The following is a 19,285-nucleotide window of genomic DNA, read 5'->3' on the forward strand; positions in this document are numbered from 1 at the left end:
GGAATTAGTGAAACCCGCACATACCGACGCGCGCGCCAAGACGTTTGGGATCTGCGGTAATACCGGTTCTTGCAGCTGTTGTACGCGGTGCGCTAATGGTCGCGCTTGCTGCACGCGGCCACATGCCCGCCGAGCGCCTCTGTTCGGCAGGCTTCAATTGCCGACACCACTTTGAGCTGGGACAGGCTGACATATCCCTTATTGGCCTGCCGCCACGCAGGGCCGTGCTTGTGGAGTAGATCGGCAATCTCCAGCTTTGCTCTAGCCAACTGGCCGGGGCTTATCCCGGTCGCTGATGTAGGTTCTCGATGTTCAGCTTTTTAAGCGCTTCAAACGGGCTGGGCGTATCCCGAATGGATTTGGTGGCGACATGGCAGCACAGAATTTCACGCTGATGCAGCATTTTCCACGCTGCGAGTGCATGCCGCGAGAAAACCAAATTCAGGTTCTGGGCTCGTGTGACCCTTTAACTGCACAATACGCGAACGGCTGATTAGGATCATGACGCAGTAAATCAAAACCTTCGTTTGCAGCGCGATTGAAAAACGCGCTTTTTTCAGCTGCCAAAACCGCCATTCAAAACGTTAGACATCGTTGGAGTGTTTCTGCGCGCGTGCGAATCCTGCCCGAACCCCAATAGATTCGGGCAGAGGAGGGCCGCCTAGAATGTGAAGTCGGCCTCGTCCAGCGCTTCTTCGCTTTGGATGATCATGCGGAGCTGATCGTCCTCGCCGTCTATGTCAAAGCTCAGCGTCGATGTGCCGTCGCCCGCAAGCAGGAAATCCACCAGATCGCTGAACTCCTCGACTTCGGTGATTGCGCTTAGATCGATCAGATCCGCGCCCTTGGTGAAATCGGTGACATCGATCGTGCCTGCCTGTGCGCCGCCGAGGGCGAAAGTATCATTGCCCTCGCCGCCGGTCAGCGTGTCGTCGCCGCCGCCGCCGATCAGCGTGTCATCCCCCGCGCCGCCATTCAGCGCGTTGTCATCCAGGCTACCGGTGAGCATATCATTGCCCGAGCCTGCATTGATGTTCTCCACCCCGAAGCTGGTGTTGCCCTGATCATCGGTGCCCTCTGCAAGGTTGATCGCAAAGGATGTGGCGTCTTCGGTGGTGCCGGCGATCTGATAGGTGTCGATGCCGTTGCCGCCGAAATAGCTATTCATGCCGGCGTTGGCGATAAAGACGTCATCACCGTTGCCGCCATTGTGGAAATCATCGCCGCCCGCGCCGTTGAGCGTGTCGTTGCCATCATTGCCTTGCAGCTGGTTGTTGGCACTGTTGCCGAAGATGTTGTCGTCCCCTGCGCCCGTGTTGACGTTCTCGATATTGGTGTAGCTGTTGCCATATTGATCCTGCCCGACGGCCAGGTCGATGTTGTAATCCGCATCGCCGGCAGCAGAGCCGCCGATATCCACCGTGTCCACGCCCTCCCCGCCATCATAGGTGTCGACGCCGAAGCTGCCAAAGAGCACATCATCGCCGGCGCCGCCGCTCAGCATGTCGTTGCCAAGCCCGCCCGCAAGTGAATCGTCGCCCGCGCCGCCGTTTACGACATCATTGCCAACGCCGCCGTCCAGAATATTGGACCCCGAAGTGCCCGTGAGCGTGTCATCGCCCCAGCCACCGTTGACGTGTTCGATACCGCTGTAGGTGTTGCCCTGATTGTCGGTGCCCGTGCTCAGATCGACGTTATAGGACGTCTGATAGTCGTCCGAGGCATCGATATCGTAGGTGTCCACGCCATCGCCGCCGTTGAATGTGTCATTGCCTGCACCCGCGATGAAGAGATCATCACCCGCGCCGCCATTGTGCACATCATCGCCTGCGCCGCCGTTCAGCACATCGCCCCCAAGGCCGCCGCTGAGCGTGTCATCGCCGCCGCGCCCGAGCAGAACATTCGCGCCGTCGTCGCCGCTCAGCGCATCATCGCCCGCGCCGCCATCAATATTCTCGATGCCCGCGTAGGTGTTGCCGTATTGATCCGAGCCAGCGGCAAGGTCGATGTTGAAGGCAAGGTCCTGCACGGTGGAGCTGTTGATGATGACCGCATCATCACCCGCGCCGCCGTCGAAGACGTTGACGCCCGCGCTTGCGATCAGAATATCATCACCCTCGGCACCGATATGGGTATCGTTGCCGGTGCCTCCGAGCAGCACGTCCTCGCCTGCAAGGCCGAGCAGCAGGTCATTGCCTGCGCCGCCGCTGAGCAGGTTGTCACCGGCCGTGCCGGTGATCGTATCATCGCCCGCGCCGCCAAGCACGTTCTCGATATCGATCAGTGTGGTTGCGCCCGCCGTGCCTGCACCCAGATCGACGTTGAAGGCGGCGGCGTTCACTGCCGAATTGTCCACATCGAACGTGTCCGTACCCGCGCCGCCATCGAGCGTGTCGGAGCCCGCGCTTGCCACCATGATATCGTTGCCGGCATCGCCGATCACAAGATCATCGCCGCCCGCACCGCCAAGCGTGTCGTCATCGCTTGTACCTGTGATCGTCTCGTCAACCTCGGTTCCCGCGATCAGAATGCCGGGAACGCCCTCGGGCTCGGGGATGGGTGTGGGGCGCGTAGGAAGATCGGGGGAGTCCAGAATGTCCGTGGTCAGATCTGGGCGCAGCTCGAGAGAGGCCGCATCGGGCGAGGCGCTGATCAGGCTTACGTTGTCCACGAAGGGGCCGGAGCCGTCGCTTTCGCTTGAAATTTCACGAAATTCCAGACGGTCCAGCCCACCGCTGCCGGTGACGGTATAGGTGTAGCTCGACCATTCCTCGCTGCTTGCTGGAGTGACCGTGTCGATCAATTCGCCGCGATAGTAGACTTCGATGCTCTCGGATTCGCCAAAACGCTGCGCGCCCGAAAAGCTTAGCTCCATGGCATCATCTTCGAGCGTGAGAACGTCCTGATAGAGCGTGTCCTGCGGGCCGTCCGCGCCGCGATCAATCTGAACGAAATTACCGGCATCGGGGGTGTTGACCCCGAAAAAGCCGTCGCCCCAGACATCCGCGCTGCCGCCTGCGGTGTTCCAGCCCTCGACCGTGCCATTGTAGCTATTGGCTTCGGCTGCGACGCCGCCATCGAGCATCCCGTTGTTCAAAAGCTGTGTGCCCATAAGGGGTGGGGTGACTGGATCAACGGGGTCCACCGGATCGATCGGGTCCACCGGATCAACGGGGTCCACCGGATCGATCGGGTCCACCGGATCAACTGGGTCTACGGGATCAACTGGCCCGCCGTCGCCCGGAAGAACCGTGACGCTTGCGATATTCAGATCAAACGAGCCATCGGTATTCGTGCTTAGTGTGCCGGGCACAGTGGTGATGCTGCCATCGGGCGCTGTCGCGATCAGTGAAAATTCGTATATTCCATTGTCATCGTCGTCCCAGTTGTCACCAAGATCAGGGGTGAACCAGTCGTTCAAACTGATTGCTCCGCTGGTTTCGTCCACCGCAAAAATCACCGCATCGGGACCCGTTACACTGAACACGCTGCCAAAGGGCACGGGATCAGGGTCGGGGGCAGGGGGGTCAGGCAGAACGACGACGTCCGGCGTGTCCCAGACTTGCGTACCGTCCGGATTGACGGTCAAGCTGCTTGGGGTGTTCGTGACGCTGCCATCGGGGGCGATTGCGGTGACGGTGAATTCGTAAACGCCGTTTTCGTCCACGTCCCAATTGTCGCCTGCGTCTGGAGTGAACCAGTCTTTCAACGTCACTTCGCCGGTATAGGCGTTGATGTCAAACATCACGGTATCGGAGCCAGAGATGCTGAACTCAGTCAAAATCGGGGCTGCGCCGGCTTCGACAAAGACCGCATCGTTTGGGGTTACGCGGAATTCCAGATCGGTGCCGCCATCGGCAGGATCAACCGCCTCTGTGTCGATCAAAGTCAGCTCGTAGGTGTTGTCCTCATTCACGTCCCAGGCATCATTGAAATCTGGAATGAACCAAGTTTTGGGAGAAACCGAACCATCGATAGGATCGACGTCGAACAGAAAGGCATCAGGGCCTTGAAGGATGAAATTTGGCACTTGTTAGAACTCCCGGTTCGGTTTTGTAGCGGCGCTTTGAAGCGGGCTACGTTCAATAAATTTTATCCGGAGCGAGGACAATTCGCGCAACAGATGGCAATGAAATGGGGTGACGCCGCTTGTTTGCCGCCCGCACCACACGCGTTTGGCAAGGTATTTTGCAGCACATGCAGCAAAGCAGCACGCAGGCCACCATGACGTCAGACCGTGCCGGGAAAGATTGCCCCCCGCCCCCGCACGTCAAACTTTACGATACGATTAGTTGACATAATTTTGACACATAAAACTCATAAACTCACTGTTTCAAAATATGGTATAATACCGTTATTTTTCGGAAAACTAAAGAGATTTGCAAGGCGGGCCGAACAGCAGCCGCAAAATGCTTGACTAAATTGATCAGCTCAGACCGGTTGAACGCCTTGTTTCCAATATGTTTTCCGGCATTTTCCCGCACGGAAAAGTCAGATTTTCCCATGGCTGAAGGTTACTCAAAACCTGACATCGCTATGGGGGGTCGGCGTGGGGTGGAAAAGTGGCGGAACCGCACGCAGCCGTTCTGGTTATCTAATTCCCGAGGACCTGTATGTACAGGTGGGCGCCAGGTAAGTGGACCAGGGTCCAAACAGAGCCAGCTCCCTAGGGATTGCTTAAGGCCACTGGAATTCAACCGACAAACGAGAAGGGCAGAAACCGCCATTGATTAACCTAGGGTGCTATCCGCTTCGGCGCAAGGGGCACGCGTGAATGACGCGTGTTTTCTGCCCTTGCTTTTGTTCTCACTTTGTTCATATTTTGCGGCTATGGATGATTTCGCAGTGCGCGCCAATGTTGAAATGATGCCGGGTCAATTACTGGCGCGCGGCGTGTGCCGCTACATGGCCAGTCAGGGCTTTGTGTGCATTGAGGAGTTCGTGCCTGCGCGCGGGCTTAGGGTTGATGTGCTTGCGCTTGGTCCCAAGGGAGAGCTGTGGGTGATTGAATGTAAATCGGGCAAGGCCGATTTTCAGTCTGACAAGAAATGGGAGGGCTATCTGGAATGGTGTGATCGGTATTTCTGGGCTGTGGATGCAGATTTTCCGACCGATCTTTTGCCGGAGGGTACGGGGCTGATTGTAGGCGACGCCTATGACGCCGAAGTGGTCCGCATGGCGCCGGAGGTGAAACTCGCAGCGGCGCGGCGCAAGGTTATCATCCAGAAATTCGCAATGAACGCCGCACGCCGCTTGCAAGCCTTGCGCGACCCTATGGGACGGGTTTGGGGGTAAAGGGCTACCTGAACAAGGAACGCAGACAATGATGGTTAAATTTTATTACCCGAACGGTGATTGGTGTTATCGCGCGATCCAGACGGTGCATGCGGTCTTTCACGATCCGGACGGCAAGTTGATCGCGCGCACTGAAAAAGGCGATCGCAGCGGATACTACGAAATCGAAATTTCCGAGTTTGAACTGATTGGCCCGGGCGAGCGACACAAATAGAGCAGGCTGCGCTTCACTGGGCCCCTACTTGCGCCCCATGTTGCGCGCGCGCGATGCGGCAGCGCGAATTTCTTCCGCGATTTCTTCGGCTTCCTCAGGATCGAAGTCCATCGGGATTTCGATGCCGTCGCCTTCGATGAAAATACGCACCATGCCCGCGTCGGTCGGACCGATCTGCATGTTGGCTTCGACATCACGTTCTGTATTAATGCCCATTCTTGCGTCCTTTCAAATCTGCCTGTTCGGGCTACTGAAAATTCCCTTGCTGTGCAAGCCTTCGCCCGTGTTACTGCTCTTATGAAAGACTTTGCAATCAAGCCCTACCGTGCAGAAGACCGCAGGTGACGAGGCGATCGCGAAGTTGCGTCTGTTCCTGTTGTTGCCAAGCACGGATGAACCTTTGGGCCCATGGGCGCTACAAAGCCGCCTGCGTGCTTTACGCGCGGATCGGCTGGAATTGGACAGCTTGCAAAGTGGTCACATCATTCGGTGTCGAACTGCTCGAGCAACAATGGGAAATCACGCTTTGAGGCCGGGAAAAGGTCTTGCAATCATTTTGCTCAAAAGCTAATCAGCCCACGTGTGCCGCCTTAGCTCAGTTGGTTAGAGCACTGGTTTGTGGAACCAGGGGTCCCCCGTTCAAGCCGGGGAGGCGGTACCATCAAAAATCCCTCTTCGGTATTTAGCGCGTCAAAATCTGATCGTGTACAAACAGCCTGCTCCTGTCGCTATGGCATCATAGCGATCCACAACGCCGCCGAACTGGCTGTCGTAGACTTCCTTGGCAAGGCCGCCGGCAAGGGCCGCCGTACAGCCTTGCAAGGGGCTGCCGGTTTGCTTGGCCACATATTTCGAAGCGGCGACGCCAGCAACGAAGTGCATGGTCTTGTCATTCGCGCAGCCCGTCAAGGCAAGCGCGGATAAGATCGTGGCAATAATGAACTCAGGTCTCACAGGGACACTCCGATGGCCGCATCTACAGGCGATGGAAAGCTGTGAGAGGGCGGGTGCGACTTCTGCCGCAAGCCTTTAAGGATGTGTTAATGGGTGAGGTATCTTTGTGGTCAAATCAATGAACAAGTCATGAAGTGGTTAAGGCGGGTTTAATTGTCGCCAAGAATTTCAACGCGCTGGCGCAATTTTCCCGTCAATCGATCGTAGATCAGAATTTCATCGCTTTGTGTGACGATCGCATACCAGCTTTCGCCCATTGTCACCGCTTTTGCTTCGATCCCCTCAGGGAGGACCACCAATTCGGGTAGAAGCGCAGGTTTGTCATTCAAGCGGATGACAAGCAGCGTGATTATCAGTAGAACGCCGCCAATCATCACCGCCGTCAGCACAGTCACGAGACGGCGCAGGAATCGCAATTGGGCGGGTTCTTCAATCTCTTGTTCAGGGGGCAGCATGGGCGAGTCCATTATATCCTTTGCGGTGCAGGAAAATCCGCCGCAGCGCCTTGATAAGGCGCTTTCGCGTGATGTGCCAGAGAGTGCGTCGCTCTCTCGCACGCGTATCGCCAAATTGCTCGAAGCGGGATCGGTCACGATCGACGGCGCGGTGCAGCATGACCCAAAGGCCAAAGTGGCAGAGGGGGCCGTGGTCGAGATCACAGTTGAAGAGGCGCGCGAGAGCCACATTGAGCCGGAGGATATTCCGCTTGATGTGATCTTCGAGGACGATGATCTGATCGTGGTGAACAAGCCTACGGGCATGGTCGTGCACCCCGCGCCCGGCACGCCTTCGGGCACGCTGGTGAACGCGCTACTGCATCATTTTGCCGGCAAGTTGTCGGGCGTAGGTGGATCGAAACGCCCCGGCATCGTGCATAGAATTGATAAGGAAACCAGCGGCTTGCTGGTCGTGGCCAAGTCTGACAAGGCGCACCATGGCCTTGCTGCGCAATTTGCTGCCCACACTGCAGAACGCGCCTATTTGGCGGTGACGCAGGGGGTGCCCGAAGCTTCTGATCCACGTCTGCGCGGTATTCGCGGGGTCAGTTTCGAGACGGGTTCGGTGCTTAAAATCACCACGCAACTGGCGCGTCACAAACATGACCGCCAGCGTCAGGCGGTGCTGTTCGAGAACGGCCGCCACGCGGTGACGCGCGCGCGTCTGCTTGAACGCTTTGGTGATCCTGCCTGCCTTGCTTTGGTGGAATGTCGCCTTGAAACCGGCCGTACCCATCAAATTCGCGTGCATATGGCGCATGTGGGGCATGGTTTGCTGGGCGATCCAACCTACGGTGGGCGGCGTAAATTACCGGCCAAAGCGCTTAGCGACTTGGGCTTAGAGGCTGCGAAGAGTTTTAGGCGTCAGGCGTTGCATGCAGCTTTGCTGGGGTTTGAGCACCCGGTTTCCGGCGAAATGTTGCGATTTGAAGCGCAATTGCCCGAAGATATGGAGCAATTGTTACAAAACCTGCGCAGTTAAGGGCCTGCACAGCACATGCGCGTGATTGCGCAGTCATAAAACTGGTCAATTGCGCGCCAGAACCCCACATTTATTTCAAGCGCAGTCGAATTGGGCCCGCGAGGGCAGGTCTTGAAACCTCATACATGGCTGCTTAACTGAATGTTAACAAAGTAAACATAAGAGGGCAGGGACATGGCCAATTACGCAAATCTACCCGCACCGACGCCTGAAGGCGGTTTAAACCGCTATATGCAGGAAATCCGCAAATTTCCGCTGCTCGAGCCGGAAGAAGAATACATGCTGGCGAAAAGCTGGGTCGAAAAGCAGGACACGGCGGCAGCACATAAGATGGTGACGTCGCACCTGCGCCTCGCGGCGAAGATTGCGATGGGCTATCGCGGCTATGGCCTGCCGCAGGCCGAGGTCGTTTCAGAGGCGAATGTCGGCTTGATGCAGGCGGTAAAGCGCTTTGATCCTGAAAAAGGTTTTCGCCTTTCGACCTACGCGATGTGGTGGATTCGCGCGGCTATTCAGGAATATATCCTGCGCAGCTGGTCGTTGGTGAAACTGGGCACGACTTCGGCGCAGAAAAAGCTGTTTTTCAACCTGCGCAAAGCGAAATCGCGTATCGGCGCGCTGGAAGAGGGCGACATGCGCCCCGAAAACGTTGCTCGCATTGCCCATGATCTTGGCGTGACGGAGACCGAAGTCATCTCCATGAACCGGCGTATGTCGGGGGGCGATGCGTCGCTCAATGCCACAGTCGGATCCGAGGGCGAGGGCACGATGCAATGGCAGGATTGGCTCGAGGATGAGGACGCCGATCAGGCGGGCGATTACGAAGCGCGCGATGAATTGGAAGCGCGCCGCGAAATGCTGGCCGCTGCGATGGATGTGCTCAATGAGCGCGAGAAGGATATTCTGGTGCAGCGCCGCCTGTCGGATAAACCTGTGACGCTTGAGGATTTGAGTGGGCAATATTCTGTCAGCCGCGAGCGCATTCGCCAGATCGAGGTGCGCGCCTTTGAAAAACTGCAAGAGCGCATGCGCGCGCTTGCGAGCGAAAAAGGTATGCTTGTCGAGGCATAGGGCTTGAGGGTGAAGCCCTGCGTGATAGCCTCCCATCATTGATTTGAGGGGAGGTTTTTCATGTCGATGACACGTTGGGGGATTCTGGGCGCGGCCAAATTTGCGCGCGAGCATATGGCACCTGCGATCGCGCTGGCCGAGAATGCACAACTGGCGGCGATAGCGACGCGCAGTGCGCAAAAAGCCGAAGATTTTCGGGCGTTTAATGCTGATCTGCGCGTGCACGGCGATTATGATGCTTTGCTTGATGATCCGCAAATCGACGCGGTCTACATTCCGCTGCCGAACGACATGCACACCCCTTGGGCGATCAAGGCGCTGGAGGCAGGCAAGGCGGTTCTTGTGGAAAAACCCGCGAGCCTGAGCACGGCGGAATTGGATTGCTTGATCGCCGCGCGCGATGCGAGCGGGCGTTTCGCAGCAGAGGCCTATATGATTGTGCATCACCCGCAGTGGCGCAAAATGCGCGAGATATTTCAAAGCGGTGTGCTTGGCGACATGCGCAGGGTGGACGGTGTGTTTACCTATGACAACAGTGGCGACCCTGAAAATATCCGCCACCACGCCGCCCGCGGCGGGGGCAGCGTGCCCGATATCGGGGTCTACCCATACGGCGCGGTGCGTTACGTCACGGGGCAGGAACCTGTTGAATTCCTGTCCAAACACATCGAACGACAAGGCGGCGTCGATCTGAGTGCGCGCATCTGCGCGGCGTTCGACGGGTTTACCTTTACCGCGAGCACGTCGATGCGGATGATGCGGTGGCAAGGCATGGAATTTCATGGCTCAAGGGCGCTTGCGCGGCTGAGCGCGCCGTTCAATCCCGGCGTGTTTGGCGAAGCGCGCCTGGAATTGCATCACGCGGATGGCCGTTTTGAGTGTTTCCGCTGGCCGCAGGACAACCAGTATGTGTTGCAGATCGAGGCGTTCCAGCGCGCGATGCAGGGCGAAAGCTATGCCTGTCCGCTGGAATTTTCGCGCGGCACGCAAGTCATGATCGACGCGGTTCTCGGTCAAAGAAAAGGGGCAGGCCCTCGCGAGAGAGCCTGCCCTGAAATCATCCTGTAGGCTTGGCGTTGCTACTTTGCTGCGGTGTTCTTGTTTGCAGGCTTTTTCGCAACAGGTCTGACTGCTTGCTTGGCGTTTGGCGCGTCGCAATTGGCGTCGATGAACTCGAGAACCAAGGGGCGGATGTTGTCGCGCCAGCTGCGGCCGGCAAAAATACCGTAGTGACCGGCATCGGGTTCAACGTGGCTGGCCTTTTTCGAATCAGGCAAACCCGTGCAAAGGTCGAGCGCGGCAATGCACTGACCGGGGGCGGAAATGTCGTCTTTCGCGCCCTCGACCGTCTTGACCGCAACAGTTGTGATTGCACCGATATCGATCTTGTGACCGTCCACAACGAACTCGTTACGGGCGATTTCACCGTTCTTGAAAATACGCTCGACCGTGGAAAGATAGAACTCCGCTGGCATGTCCATGACGGCGAGATATTCGTCGTAGAAACGATTGTGTGCATCATGATCACCGGCTTCGCCTTGGGCGACGCGCATGATCTGATCGCTGAACGCTTTGGAGTGGCGATCGCTGTTCATCGACATGAATGAGGTCAGCTGCAACAGGCCCGGATAAACCTTGCGGCCGACGCCCTTGTGCTTGAAGCCGACGCGCTGGATGGCGGTTTCCTGTAGCTGGCCCATGGTGACGCGGTGCCCGAAATCTGTGACGTCAGTGGCGTTTGCATTGGGGTCGATCGGACCGCCGATCAGGGTCAGGGAGCGGGGCTGCGCATCGGGGTCCTGCTCGGCTAGATAGGCGGTTGCTGCAAGGGTCAAAGGCGCTGGTTGGCAGACTGCGATGACATGCAGATCAGAGCCAAGTTCACGCATGAAATCAACAAGATAGAGGGTATAGTCCTCGATGTCGAATTTGCCCTCGGAGACGGGAATATCGCGGGCGTTGTGCCAGTCCGTGATATAGACCTCGGCGTCGCGCATCAGCGAGCGCACGGTGGAGCGCAAAAGCGTTGCGTAATGGCCCGACATTGGCGCGACCAGAAGGATCTTGCGCTTGAGCGGTTCACGGCCCGCCACGTTGAAATGGATCAGATCGCCGAAGGGGCGTTTGAGCACGGTTTCGACGTTGATCAGGTGGTCACGCCCATCCGCGCAGGTGAAGCTGTGCAGGCCCCAATCGGGCTTGGCGACGATACGCTCGAACGTGCGTTCGGTGACTTCGCCCCAAGCGCCCAGCCATTGCAGCGCGGGGTTGGGCACGAGGGAAAACATCGGGTAACTCGCCATGGATTTCGCCGTCGCACCGAGCCACTGGTTCGTGTTGCGCATCGTCTCCATCAAATCGTAGGTTGCCATATATTTCATAATTTGTCCTTGCCTCATCGGCCGTTCTTGGGGGGCGGTTCAATTCGTCGCTTTGCCCCTAGGTAAAGGCGACTGTATGGTGGTTCAATAATATGCTGCGCTGCAGCGAACATAAGTGGAAAATGTTAAGATGACAACAAATGACGATGTCGCAAGTGAAAATTCTCCGCAGATGACTGCGAATTTGGAGAAGATCGAGGCGTTGTCAGAGCGTCTTATCAAAGCTGTTTCGGGGAAAAGTTCGACGAATCCGGCGCTCAGCGGGCCGGATCGGGAGTTATTCAGCAATGCGCTAAACTCCTATTGGCATGAAATGATGCAAAATCCCGCCAAAATGTTCGAGCACCAAGCGGCCTATTGGGGCAAGTCGGTGAAACACTACGTCGAGGCGCAGCAGGTCTTGTCCAAGGGCAAATTGGAAGCGCCAAGCGACGCGTTCACCACAGATAAGCGTTTCTCCAACCCGCTTTGGAACACACACCCCTATTTCAACTTCGTTAAGCAGCAATATCTGATCAATGCCGAAGCCATCGCGCAGGCGGTGGACGATGTGGAGGATCTGGATAGCACGGAAAAGCAGCGCCTGAAATATTTCTCCCAGCAGATCATCGATATGATGGCACCTACGAATTTTCTGGGCACCAACCCCGATGCGCTGGAAAAAGCCGTGCAAACGGAAGGTCAAAGTCTGTTGGACGGGCTAGAAAACCTTGTTGCTGATCTGGAGGCGAACAATGGCGAGTTGATCGTGAAACTGGCCGATGAAAAGGCGTTCCAGCTCGGTGAAAACATTGCGACCACGCCGGGCAAGGTGATCTATCGAAACAAGATGATGGAGCTTATTCAATACAGCCCCACAACGGAAACGGTGCATGAGACTCCTCTCATCATGTTTCCGCCCTGGATCAACAAGTTCTACATCCTCGATCTGAAAAAACAGAATAGCATGATCAAATGGATCACAGAGCAGGGCTACACCTTGTTCGTGGTCTCCTGGATCAATCCCGACGAAAGCTATGCTGATGTGGGTCTCGAGGGTTATATCGAAGAGGGCTATCTGGCTGCGATTCGCGAAGTAAAAGAGATCACCGGCGTGAAGCAGGTCAATTGCATCGGCTATTGCATTGCGGGCACCACTTTGAGCCTGACCCTGTCATTGCTGAAAAAGCGCGGCGACAAGAGTATCAAATCGGCAACCTTCTTTACCGCGCTGACCGATTTTTCAAATCAGGGCGAGTTTACGCCGTTCCTGCAGAACGATTTCATCGACGGGATCGAGGCGGAAGTGAACGAAAAGGGCATGCTGCGTTCGTTCATCATGGCGCGCACGTTCAGTTTTCTGCGCTCCAACGATCTGGTCTACACGCCTGCGATCAAAAGCTACATGATGGGGGAGGCTCCTCCAGCCTTTGATTTGCTCTATTGGAACGGGGATGGCGCGAACCTTCCGGGGAAGATGGCCGTGCAATATCTGCGCGGTCTGTGCCAGTCGAACGAATTTGCCGACGGCGGGTTCACGTTGATGGGCGAAACGCTCAATCTTAAGGATGTTGACGTCCCGCTTTGCTCGATCGCGTGCGAGACGGATCACATTGCCGCGTGGAAGACCTGCTATCGCGGCGTGCAGCAAATGGGCAGCACGTCAAAGACTTTCATAGTCACGCAATCGGGCCATATCGCCGGTATCGTCAATCCGCCGAGCAAGAACAAATATGGCCATTATACCAACGATGATCTGAAGCTCGACGCGGATGCGTGGCTGGAGCAGGCCGAATTTACCCAAGGATCTTGGTGGCCACGCTGGGAATCATGGCTGAAAAAGCGTTCTGGCAAGCAGGTTCCAGCACGTTTGCCGGGCGATTCTACCCATCCAGAGTTGTGTGATGCCCCGGGCACCTACGTGATGATCAATTCAAAGGTCTGAATTAAAAGTAAAAATCATTTATGCTGCAGTGCGGCAAATTATTACTTGATATGCCGCGATGCAGCACGTATATAGTTAGCAGACGCAGAAACGGGGTGGGCCCGTAGCGTCATCTAAAAAGGATTTTTTTAGCATGGCTAAGACACAAGATTTCACTGCAATCATGAAAGACATGATGGGCGCATTTCCAGTAGACACATCCGCGATGGACAACGCGTTCAAAACAACAGCGACCCTGAACGAGAAACTGTCCGCAGTTTCCGTTTCCGCTGCTGAAAAGTCCGCCGAGCTGTCCGCAGCTTGGACAAAGGACACGCTGGCGAAATTCGCGGATTTCGCAAAAGTAAAAGCAGAGCCTGCTGATTACGCAAAAGCGATGACCGACATGGCGACAGCTTCCGCTGAAGCGGCTGCCGAGCATGTTGCTTCTTTCGCTGAAATCGCGAAAAAAGTTCAGATGGACACAGCTGAGTTGATGATGGCTGCTGGCAAAGATGCTTCCGAGGAAGCACAAGCCGTTGTTAAAAAAGCGACAACAGAAGCAACTGCTTCCGTGAAAAAAGCTGCTGCAAAGTAAGCGATTTTTTCGCAACAGGAACATTTGCACCGTCTCCTCCCGAACTGGTGCTAAATGCCGGGGCTGATCGCAAGATCGGCCCCTTTCTTTTGTGGTTCCCATTTCTTCTGCGCTCGCATAGGGTTTTTCTGCACTGCTGCAATTTGGGAGGGAGCCTAGAGTGACCGACGCCACAACCCCGTTGTTGATTAAACGCTACGCGAGCCGGCGGCTCTACAATACCGAAACCAGTGACTATGTGACTCTGGAGGATATCTCGGGATTTATCAGTGAAGGGCGCGACGTTCAGATTATTGATCTGAAATCCGGCGATGATCTGACGCGACAGTATTTGTTGCAGATCGTGGCCGAGCGCGAAAGCAAGGGCGAGAGCGTTTTGCCCGTCGCGGTTCTGACTGATCTCGTGCGCAGCTACACCAGCCAAGCCAGCAGTGTTGTGCCCCAATTCCTTGCCATGTCCTTTGATATGCTGCGCGACAGCCAGTCCAAAGTGCTAGATACGGTGACCAAGGCCAGTCCGATGGGCCAAGTGCCGGGAATGGATGCGTTTCGTGCCCAGCAAGAAGCGTTTTTCAAGGCGATGACTGGCGGTCAATGGAGCGGTGCCAGCGGCCCTGCGCCCAAGGACGAAGCCGCTGCGCCCGTAGCAAAAGCGGCGAGCGAGCCAAAGGAAGATCTGGACGCGATCAAGGCGCAATTGGCCGATCTTCAGGAAAAGCTCTCGAAACTCGGTAAGTAAGTAACGCGCGCGCGGCGCTATTCGGCAGCGCGCGGCGTGCTTGCCAGTACTTCGCGCGCCGAGCCAGTCAAGACGTCGGTGATTTGATCGAGATCTGCAAAACCGAGGCGTGCAGGCAGGCGGATGTCGCAGGCCTTCATCAGCATCGCGCGCGTTTGCGGCAATTCGGGCAAATCACCTAGAAATTTCCAATTCCAGAACGCGCGGGCATTATCCTGCGACAGACCGAAAATCTGCACTTTCACGCCTTGCGCCGCGCTCAGGGCTGAGAAGGCCTCTGCCTGATCAGTGCTCATTCCAACAAGATTGAATTGCAGCGAATCCGGAGCGCGCTCTTCGGGGTCGAGTTTACGCGGCACATCGAAACAGGGCTCTGCGTTCAAGCGCGCGGCGACATAGTCATGATTGCGCCGCCCATCCGCGACGCGGCGGGTGATTTCACCCAGTTGTGGGCGCACCACGGCGGCAGAGAGGTTGTTCATGCGCAAGTTGTAGAGCGGCAATTTGTTCTGCCAACGCGCAAAAGCGGCGTGCAGCACGGGATGTTTGCTCCAGTTATGCTCGTAAGCGCCGGACATGATGATTGCGCGTGCGACCAGATCGGCGTCGTCCGTAACAAGGATACCGCCTTCGCCGCCATTGAGCAGCTTGTAGGATTGAAACGAAAAGCAACCGACGCGCCCCAGCGTGCCGATGTTCTTGCCATGCCACGTGGTGCCGAGCGAATGCGCTGCATCCTCGATCACCGGAATGTCGCGGGCGTCGCATAGCGCTAAAATCGCATCCATATCAGAGGTGTGACCGCGCATATGACTGATGATCACAGCGCTGATCGTGTCGTCCAGCTTGGCCTCGAAATCGTGCAGATCAATGCGGTAATTGTCGCCAACTTCACAGAGCACAGGCACGCAGTCCGCATGCACGATCGACGAGGGCACGGCAGCAAAGGTGAAGGCAGGGATCAACACGCGCGCATCACGCGGCAGGCCAAGCGCCTTGAGAGACAGGAATAGCGCGGCAGAGCAACTCGACACCGCAAGCGCGTATTTGGCACCTAGGGCGTCGGCGAATTCGCGTTCGAGCAGAGCCACAGGCGCATCGCTTGCGGCTGTATAGCGGAACAGATCGCCCGATTGGAGCAAGCGTTCAATTTCGGCGCGCGCGCTTTGCGGGATCGGCTCTGCATCATAGACATTGGGCGTGTTCATCGTTGAGGTCCTCGCGCGTTCGGGGGGGATTTGCAGATCGTGTATCCTAAAATCACGGTGGATCGAAACCGCGTTTTGCCGCAGTGCGGTGAACGTGCGACTAAACGCCGAGGCGGTCGCGCAGGGCGTACCAGCTCATCGCGAGCGTCAGAAGCGGTGTGCGAAAAGCGCCTGCGCCGGGAAAACTTGGGGCGGGCACGGCGGCCATTGTATCAAAGCCATGTGCCGCGCCGTGCACCGCATCGGCCATCAGCTTGCCTGCCTGCACCGCATTGCCGATGCCGTGGCCGGAATAGCCCGAAGCACTCAGAATATTGGGCGCGACGCGGGCAAGATAGGGCATGCGTTTCATGGTGATGCCAAGGGTGCCGCCCCAAGCGTAATCGATACGCACATCGCGCAAATGCGGGAAAATCTCGCTCATGGGCTTGCGCACTTTGGCGGCGATATCGCCAGGGAAGCGATAGCCATAGCTTTCGCCGCCACCAAAGAGCAGGCGGTTGTCATGGCTAAGTCGGAAATAATTTACCACGAATTTCGTATCTGCGACGGCGATATCCTGTGCCAGCACCTTTGCCGCGTCGTCTCCAAGCGGCTGCGTCGCCGCGATGAAATTGTTGATCGGCATGACGCGCGCGGCGGTTTTGCGGTTCAGATTGCCAAGGTATCCGTTGCCCGCAAGGATCACATGTGCGGCCTTGATGCGGCCCTTGTCGGTCTGCACGATTGCCTCTGCGCCCTCTTTGATGTGGTGCACATGGCTCATCTCGTAGATGCGCGCACCCGCGCCGTGGGCGGCTTTGGCCAGCCCAAGCGCAAAGCTGAGAGGGTGCAAATGCGCCGCGCCCCAATCCATCATCCCGCCCTTATAGGCGGGGGAGGGGCAGAGCGCCTGCGCTGCGTCATGATCAAGTGCTTTGATCTCGCCGTAGTTATATTCGTCTTGCAGCTTGTGCGCATAATCCTGCAACTCGGCCACGTCGCGCTTGCCAAAACCCATTTCCGCAACGCCTGGTTTCAAGTGGCACTGGATGTCATGTTTAACGATCAGGTCTTTGACCAGCGCCTTGGCGTCCTCGGCCATATCCCAAAGCTGATGCGCGTGGTCCCGACCGAGCATTTTTTCCAGCCCATGCTGATCCATGCGCTGACCCGAACCGAGTTGTCCGCCGTTGCGACCCGATGCGCCAAAGCCGACGCGGTGGGCTTCGAGCAATGCGACGTCAAGCCCAAGTTCGGCCAGATGTAGCGCAGCCGAAAGCCCCGTGTAGCCGCCGCCGATGATGCAGACATCTGCGCGAGTCTCGCGGCGAAGGGGGGCGAACGGCTTTAGCGGGGGGGTCGTGGCCGCATACCAACTTTGTGGATATTCACCGCGTTTATCGTTTGAGAACAGAAGGTTCATACATTCAGCAGAAGATGCTCGCGCTCCCATGGGGAGATAACTTGCAAGAACTCCTCATACTCTGCGCGTTTCACAATGGCGTAGACGCGGGCGAAATCCGGGCCGAGAATGCCATGTAGCGCAGTGGCTTCCTCAAAGATATTGAGCGCCTCGCCAAGGGTGCGCGGAATATCCTCTTCACCATCATAAGCGTCGCCTTTGAATTGCTTGTCGGGGCGTTCTTCCTCGATCAATCCGAGCAGACCGCATGCGAGCGAGGCGGCAATTCCGAGGTAGGGATTGCAATCCATCCCCGCGAGGCGGTTCTCGACGCGGCGGGCTTCGGGGTCCGAAAGCGGTATCCTGATACCTGTCGTGCGGTTGTCGCGGCCCCATTCCAAATTGATCGGCGCGGCGTGATCTTTGACGTAGCGCCGATAGCTGTTCACGTAGGGTGCAAGCACGGCGATGGCCGAGGGCAGGTGGGTTTGCAGGCCCGCAATAAAATGGAAAAACGCATCTGTTTCGCCGCCCTGCGGGCCGGAAAAGATGTTTTTGCCTGTTTCGATATCAAGGATCGAGTGGTGGATGTGCATGGCGCTGCCCGGTTCGTCCTCGATCGGCTTGGCCATGAAAGTGGCAAAGCAATCATGGCGCAGCGCGGCTTCGCGGATCAGGCGTTTGAAGTAAAACACTTCATCCGCAAGTCTGACAGGATCGCCGTGTTGCAGGTTGATTTCCAACTGCCCTGCGCCACCTTCTTGCGTGATACCGTCGATCTCGAAACCCTGCGCTTCGGCGAAATCATAAATGTCGTCAATCACAGGCCCGAATTCGTCCACGGCAGTCATCGAATAGGCTTGGCGCGCCGCGGCAGGGCGCCCCGAGCGGCCCATCATCGGCTCGATCGCCTTGGCAGGATCAATGTTGCGCGCGACCAGAAAGAACTCCATCTCTGGAGCGATCACAGGTTTGAGGCCGCGATCATGATACTGCTGCACCACATGCTTGAGCACGTTGCGCGGGCTAAAGGGCACCGCTTTTCCCTTGCGATCATAGGCGTCGTGTATGACCTGCAGCGTCCAATCCCCGGTCCATGGCGCAGCCGTGGCAGTGCTCATGTCAGGTTTGAGGATCATATCCTTCTCGATGAAACCCTCATCCCCTGCCGCTTCGCCCCAATCGCCAGTGATGGTCTGGTAAAATATGGAATCTGGCAGGAAGAACTGACTTTGTTTGGCGAATTTGCTCGCCGGAACCGCCTTGCCGCGCGCGATGCCCGGTAGATCGGAGATGATACACTCGACCTCGTCCAGCTTGCGTCCCTCAAGGTAGGCCGCCGCAGATTCGGGGAGGTTGTCTGTCCAGTCGCTCATGTGAAGCTCTTTGTTCTAAGAAAATGCGCCAGGCGTTTGCCCATCGCTTTGTTGTCGTCCGGCAGCGGCAGGTTCGCGCGTGCCATTGCTTGCAGATCGGCCGGTACAGTCCCTGCGCGTGTGTCCAGTAGGCCGGTCACTGCGCCCGCATCAAACTCGGGATGGGGCTGAATGGTGAGGGCCTTTCCAGCATAGGAAATCATCGCGTTCTGGCAAAACTGATTGCTGCCAACGCGTTCGGCGCCTTCGGGCAAGGCGGTGACTTGGTCCTGATGCCATGCGTTCAAATGAAATTTTTCGCCTGCAATATCGTATTCATTGCGTCCAACCGCCCAGCCCGCACCAAATTTTTCGACCGTTCCGCCAAGCGCTTGCGCGATGATCTGATGGCCAAAGCACACACCAACCAAAGGGCGACCAGCGGCGGTGATTGCACGGATCAGCTTTTCAAGCGGGGGGATGAAGGCGTGATCTTCATAGGCCCCGTGTTTGGAGCCGGAGATGAGCCAGCCATCGGCGTCGCTTGGACCCTCGGGGAACTCCATGTCCACGACGCTCCACGTTTGATAGGTGAAATCATCGGCATCGAGCATTTTAGAGTACATGAATTCATAGTCACCTGACGCATCTTTTACGGCAGGGGCGGCGTGGCCGGCTTGCAGAATACCGATTTTCATTCATCA

The 19,285-nt window shown here is 56.9% G+C and carries 18 protein-coding genes, 1 tRNA gene and 1 pseudogene; 10 read left to right on the top strand and 10 right to left on the bottom strand.

Annotated features, from left to right (window positions below):
• Nucleotides 1-95 precede the first annotated feature (95 nt).
• Both B9P63_RS02900 and B9P63_RS18975 read right to left on the bottom strand, forming a co-directional pair.
• Nucleotides 96-269, bottom strand: a pseudogene (locus B9P63_RS02900) (transposase zinc-binding domain-containing protein); the annotation flags it as partial.
• A 392-nt stretch (nucleotides 270-661) separates the two neighbouring features.
• On the bottom strand, nucleotides 662-4,030 hold the full coding sequence (locus tag B9P63_RS18975) for a calcium-binding protein (protein WP_139816190.1): 3,369 nt from the start codon (nucleotides 4,028-4,030) through the stop codon (nucleotides 662-664).
• Nucleotides 4,031-4,863: 833 nt separating this feature from the next.
• On the opposite strand from B9P63_RS18975, the gene B9P63_RS02920 reads away from it, so the two are divergent.
• Entirely contained in the window at nucleotides 4,864-5,295 is a 432-nt protein-coding gene (locus tag B9P63_RS02920; RefSeq protein WP_342743548.1) for an MmcB family DNA repair protein, read from the top strand.
• Between the two features lie 28 nt (nucleotides 5,296-5,323).
• Nucleotides 5,324-5,509, top strand: coding sequence for a hypothetical protein (locus B9P63_RS02925; protein WP_085307077.1), 186 nt, complete (start codon nucleotides 5,324-5,326; stop codon nucleotides 5,507-5,509).
• 24 nt (nucleotides 5,510-5,533) lie between these two features.
• On the opposite strand, the gene B9P63_RS02930 is transcribed toward B9P63_RS02925, so the two are convergent.
• The gene (locus tag B9P63_RS02930; RefSeq protein ID WP_085307078.1) at nucleotides 5,534-5,725 is read right to left on the bottom strand and encodes a DUF6324 family protein; all 192 of its coding nucleotides are present in this window, start codon (nucleotides 5,723-5,725) and stop codon (nucleotides 5,534-5,536) included.
• A 176-nt stretch (nucleotides 5,726-5,901) separates the two neighbouring features.
• Here B9P63_RS02930 and B9P63_RS19120 point away from each other — a divergent pair, with 176 nt between their 5' ends.
• Both B9P63_RS19120 and B9P63_RS02935 read left to right on the top strand, forming a co-directional pair.
• Nucleotides 5,902-6,039 carry a hypothetical protein gene (locus B9P63_RS19120; RefSeq protein WP_176219090.1) on the top strand — a complete coding sequence of 46 codons (138 nt, stop codon included), beginning with the start codon at nucleotides 5,902-5,904 and terminating at the stop codon, nucleotides 6,037-6,039.
• A gap of 54 nt (nucleotides 6,040-6,093) precedes the next feature.
• Nucleotides 6,094-6,170: transfer RNA gene (locus B9P63_RS02935), tRNA-His, on the top strand.
• Between the two features lie 29 nt (nucleotides 6,171-6,199).
• On the opposite strand, the gene B9P63_RS02940 is transcribed toward B9P63_RS02935, so the two are convergent.
• Both B9P63_RS02940 and B9P63_RS02945 read right to left on the bottom strand, forming a co-directional pair.
• On the bottom strand, nucleotides 6,200-6,463 hold the full coding sequence (locus B9P63_RS02940) for a hypothetical protein (protein ID WP_085307079.1): 264 nt from the start codon (nucleotides 6,461-6,463) through the stop codon (nucleotides 6,200-6,202).
• A gap of 149 nt (nucleotides 6,464-6,612) precedes the next feature.
• On the bottom strand, nucleotides 6,613-6,918 hold the full coding sequence (locus B9P63_RS02945) for a DUF6476 family protein (RefSeq protein ID WP_095532986.1): 306 nt from the start codon (nucleotides 6,916-6,918) through the stop codon (nucleotides 6,613-6,615).
• Between B9P63_RS02945 and B9P63_RS02950 the strand changes: the two genes are divergently transcribed.
• From B9P63_RS02950 to B9P63_RS02960, 3 genes are all read left to right on the top strand, one after another.
• Nucleotides 6,917-7,942, top strand: a complete 1,026-nt coding sequence (locus tag B9P63_RS02950) for an RluA family pseudouridine synthase (protein WP_085307202.1) — start codon at nucleotides 6,917-6,919, stop codon at nucleotides 7,940-7,942. The two genes, B9P63_RS02945 and B9P63_RS02950, sit on opposite strands and share 2 nt — an antisense overlap.
• A 174-nt stretch (nucleotides 7,943-8,116) precedes the next feature.
• Entirely contained in the window at nucleotides 8,117-9,013 is an 897-nt protein-coding gene (rpoH, locus tag B9P63_RS02955) for an RNA polymerase sigma factor RpoH (RefSeq protein ID WP_085307081.1), read from the top strand.
• Between the two features lie 60 nt (nucleotides 9,014-9,073).
• Nucleotides 9,074-10,081 carry a Gfo/Idh/MocA family protein gene (locus tag B9P63_RS02960; protein WP_085307082.1) on the top strand — a complete coding sequence of 336 codons (1,008 nt, stop codon included), beginning with the start codon at nucleotides 9,074-9,076 and terminating at the stop codon, nucleotides 10,079-10,081.
• 11 nt (nucleotides 10,082-10,092) lie between these two features.
• Here the strand turns inward: B9P63_RS02960 and phaZ are convergent, their stop codons facing one another.
• A complete protein-coding gene (phaZ, locus tag B9P63_RS02965) occupies nucleotides 10,093-11,394 on the bottom strand; it encodes a polyhydroxyalkanoate depolymerase (RefSeq protein ID WP_085307203.1) in 1,302 nt (433 codons plus the stop codon).
• Between the two features lie 130 nt (nucleotides 11,395-11,524).
• Between phaZ and phaC the strand changes: the two genes are divergently transcribed.
• The 3 genes from phaC to phaR all read left to right on the top strand — a co-directional run bounded on the left by phaC (nucleotide 11,525) and on the right by phaR (nucleotide 14,634).
• The gene (phaC, locus tag B9P63_RS02970; RefSeq protein ID WP_085307083.1) at nucleotides 11,525-13,318 is read left to right on the top strand and encodes a class I poly(R)-hydroxyalkanoic acid synthase; all 1,794 of its coding nucleotides are present in this window, start codon (nucleotides 11,525-11,527) and stop codon (nucleotides 13,316-13,318) included.
• A gap of 133 nt (nucleotides 13,319-13,451) precedes the next feature.
• Nucleotides 13,452-13,895, top strand: coding sequence for a phasin, PhaP (locus B9P63_RS02975; protein ID WP_085307084.1), 444 nt, complete (start codon nucleotides 13,452-13,454; stop codon nucleotides 13,893-13,895).
• Between the two features lie 160 nt (nucleotides 13,896-14,055).
• Entirely contained in the window at nucleotides 14,056-14,634 is a 579-nt protein-coding gene (gene phaR / locus B9P63_RS02980; RefSeq protein ID WP_085307085.1) for a polyhydroxyalkanoate synthesis repressor PhaR, read from the top strand.
• A 17-nt stretch (nucleotides 14,635-14,651) separates the two neighbouring features.
• Here phaR and B9P63_RS02985 read toward each other — a convergent pair whose 3' ends face one another.
• The 4 genes from B9P63_RS02985 to B9P63_RS03000 form a co-directional block, all read right to left on the bottom strand.
• On the bottom strand, nucleotides 14,652-15,842 hold the full coding sequence (locus B9P63_RS02985; RefSeq protein ID WP_085307086.1) for a DegT/DnrJ/EryC1/StrS family aminotransferase: 1,191 nt from the start codon (nucleotides 15,840-15,842) through the stop codon (nucleotides 14,652-14,654).
• A gap of 100 nt (nucleotides 15,843-15,942) precedes the next feature.
• Entirely contained in the window at nucleotides 15,943-17,247 is a 1,305-nt protein-coding gene (locus B9P63_RS02990) for an NAD(P)/FAD-dependent oxidoreductase (protein WP_085307087.1), read from the bottom strand.
• The gene (locus tag B9P63_RS02995; RefSeq protein ID WP_085307088.1) at nucleotides 17,244-18,602 is read right to left on the bottom strand and encodes a glutamine synthetase family protein; all 1,359 of its coding nucleotides are present in this window, start codon (nucleotides 18,600-18,602) and stop codon (nucleotides 17,244-17,246) included. Before B9P63_RS02995 ends, B9P63_RS02990 begins: the two co-directional genes overlap by 4 nt.
• On the bottom strand, nucleotides 18,599-19,279 hold the full coding sequence (locus tag B9P63_RS03000; protein ID WP_085307089.1) for a type 1 glutamine amidotransferase: 681 nt from the start codon (nucleotides 19,277-19,279) through the stop codon (nucleotides 18,599-18,601). Before B9P63_RS03000 ends, B9P63_RS02995 begins: the two co-directional genes overlap by 4 nt.
• Nucleotides 19,280-19,285: the final 6 nt, after the last annotated feature.

Source organism: Planktotalea arctica, from assembly GCF_002105285.1.
GTDB classification, from domain to species: Bacteria; Pseudomonadota; Alphaproteobacteria; order Rhodobacterales; family Rhodobacteraceae; genus Planktotalea; species Planktotalea arctica.

Coding starts and splice junctions, on each gene's coding strand:
- B9P63_RS02920 (WP_342743548.1), top strand. CDS start 4,864: ATGATGCCGGGTCAATTACTGGCGCGCGGCGTGTGCCGCTACATGGCC.
- B9P63_RS02925 (WP_085307077.1), top strand. CDS start 5,324: ATGATGGTTAAATTTTATTACCCGAACGGTGATTGGTGTTATCGCGCG.
- B9P63_RS02930 (WP_085307078.1), bottom strand. CDS start 5,725: ATGGGCATTAATACAGAACGTGATGTCGAAGCCAACATGCAGATCGGT.
- B9P63_RS19120 (WP_176219090.1), top strand. CDS start 5,902: ATGAACCTTTGGGCCCATGGGCGCTACAAAGCCGCCTGCGTGCTTTAC.
- B9P63_RS02950 (WP_085307202.1), top strand. CDS start 6,917: ATGGGCGAGTCCATTATATCCTTTGCGGTGCAGGAAAATCCGCCGCAG.
- B9P63_RS02945 (WP_095532986.1), bottom strand. CDS start 6,918: ATGCTGCCCCCTGAACAAGAGATTGAAGAACCCGCCCAATTGCGATTC.
- rpoH (WP_085307081.1), top strand. CDS start 8,117: ATGGCCAATTACGCAAATCTACCCGCACCGACGCCTGAAGGCGGTTTA.
- B9P63_RS02960 (WP_085307082.1), top strand. CDS start 9,074: ATGTCGATGACACGTTGGGGGATTCTGGGCGCGGCCAAATTTGCGCGC.
- phaZ (WP_085307203.1), bottom strand. CDS start 11,394: ATGAAATATATGGCAACCTACGATTTGATGGAGACGATGCGCAACACG.
- phaC (WP_085307083.1), top strand. CDS start 11,525: ATGACAACAAATGACGATGTCGCAAGTGAAAATTCTCCGCAGATGACT.
- B9P63_RS02975 (WP_085307084.1), top strand. CDS start 13,452: ATGGCTAAGACACAAGATTTCACTGCAATCATGAAAGACATGATGGGC.
- B9P63_RS02985 (WP_085307086.1), bottom strand. CDS start 15,842: ATGAACACGCCCAATGTCTATGATGCAGAGCCGATCCCGCAAAGCGCG.
- B9P63_RS02990 (WP_085307087.1), bottom strand. CDS start 17,247: ATGAACCTTCTGTTCTCAAACGATAAACGCGGTGAATATCCACAAAGT.
- B9P63_RS02995 (WP_085307088.1), bottom strand. CDS start 18,602: ATGAGCGACTGGACAGACAACCTCCCCGAATCTGCGGCGGCCTACCTT.
- B9P63_RS03000 (WP_085307089.1), bottom strand. CDS start 19,279: ATGAAAATCGGTATTCTGCAAGCCGGCCACGCCGCCCCTGCCGTAAAA.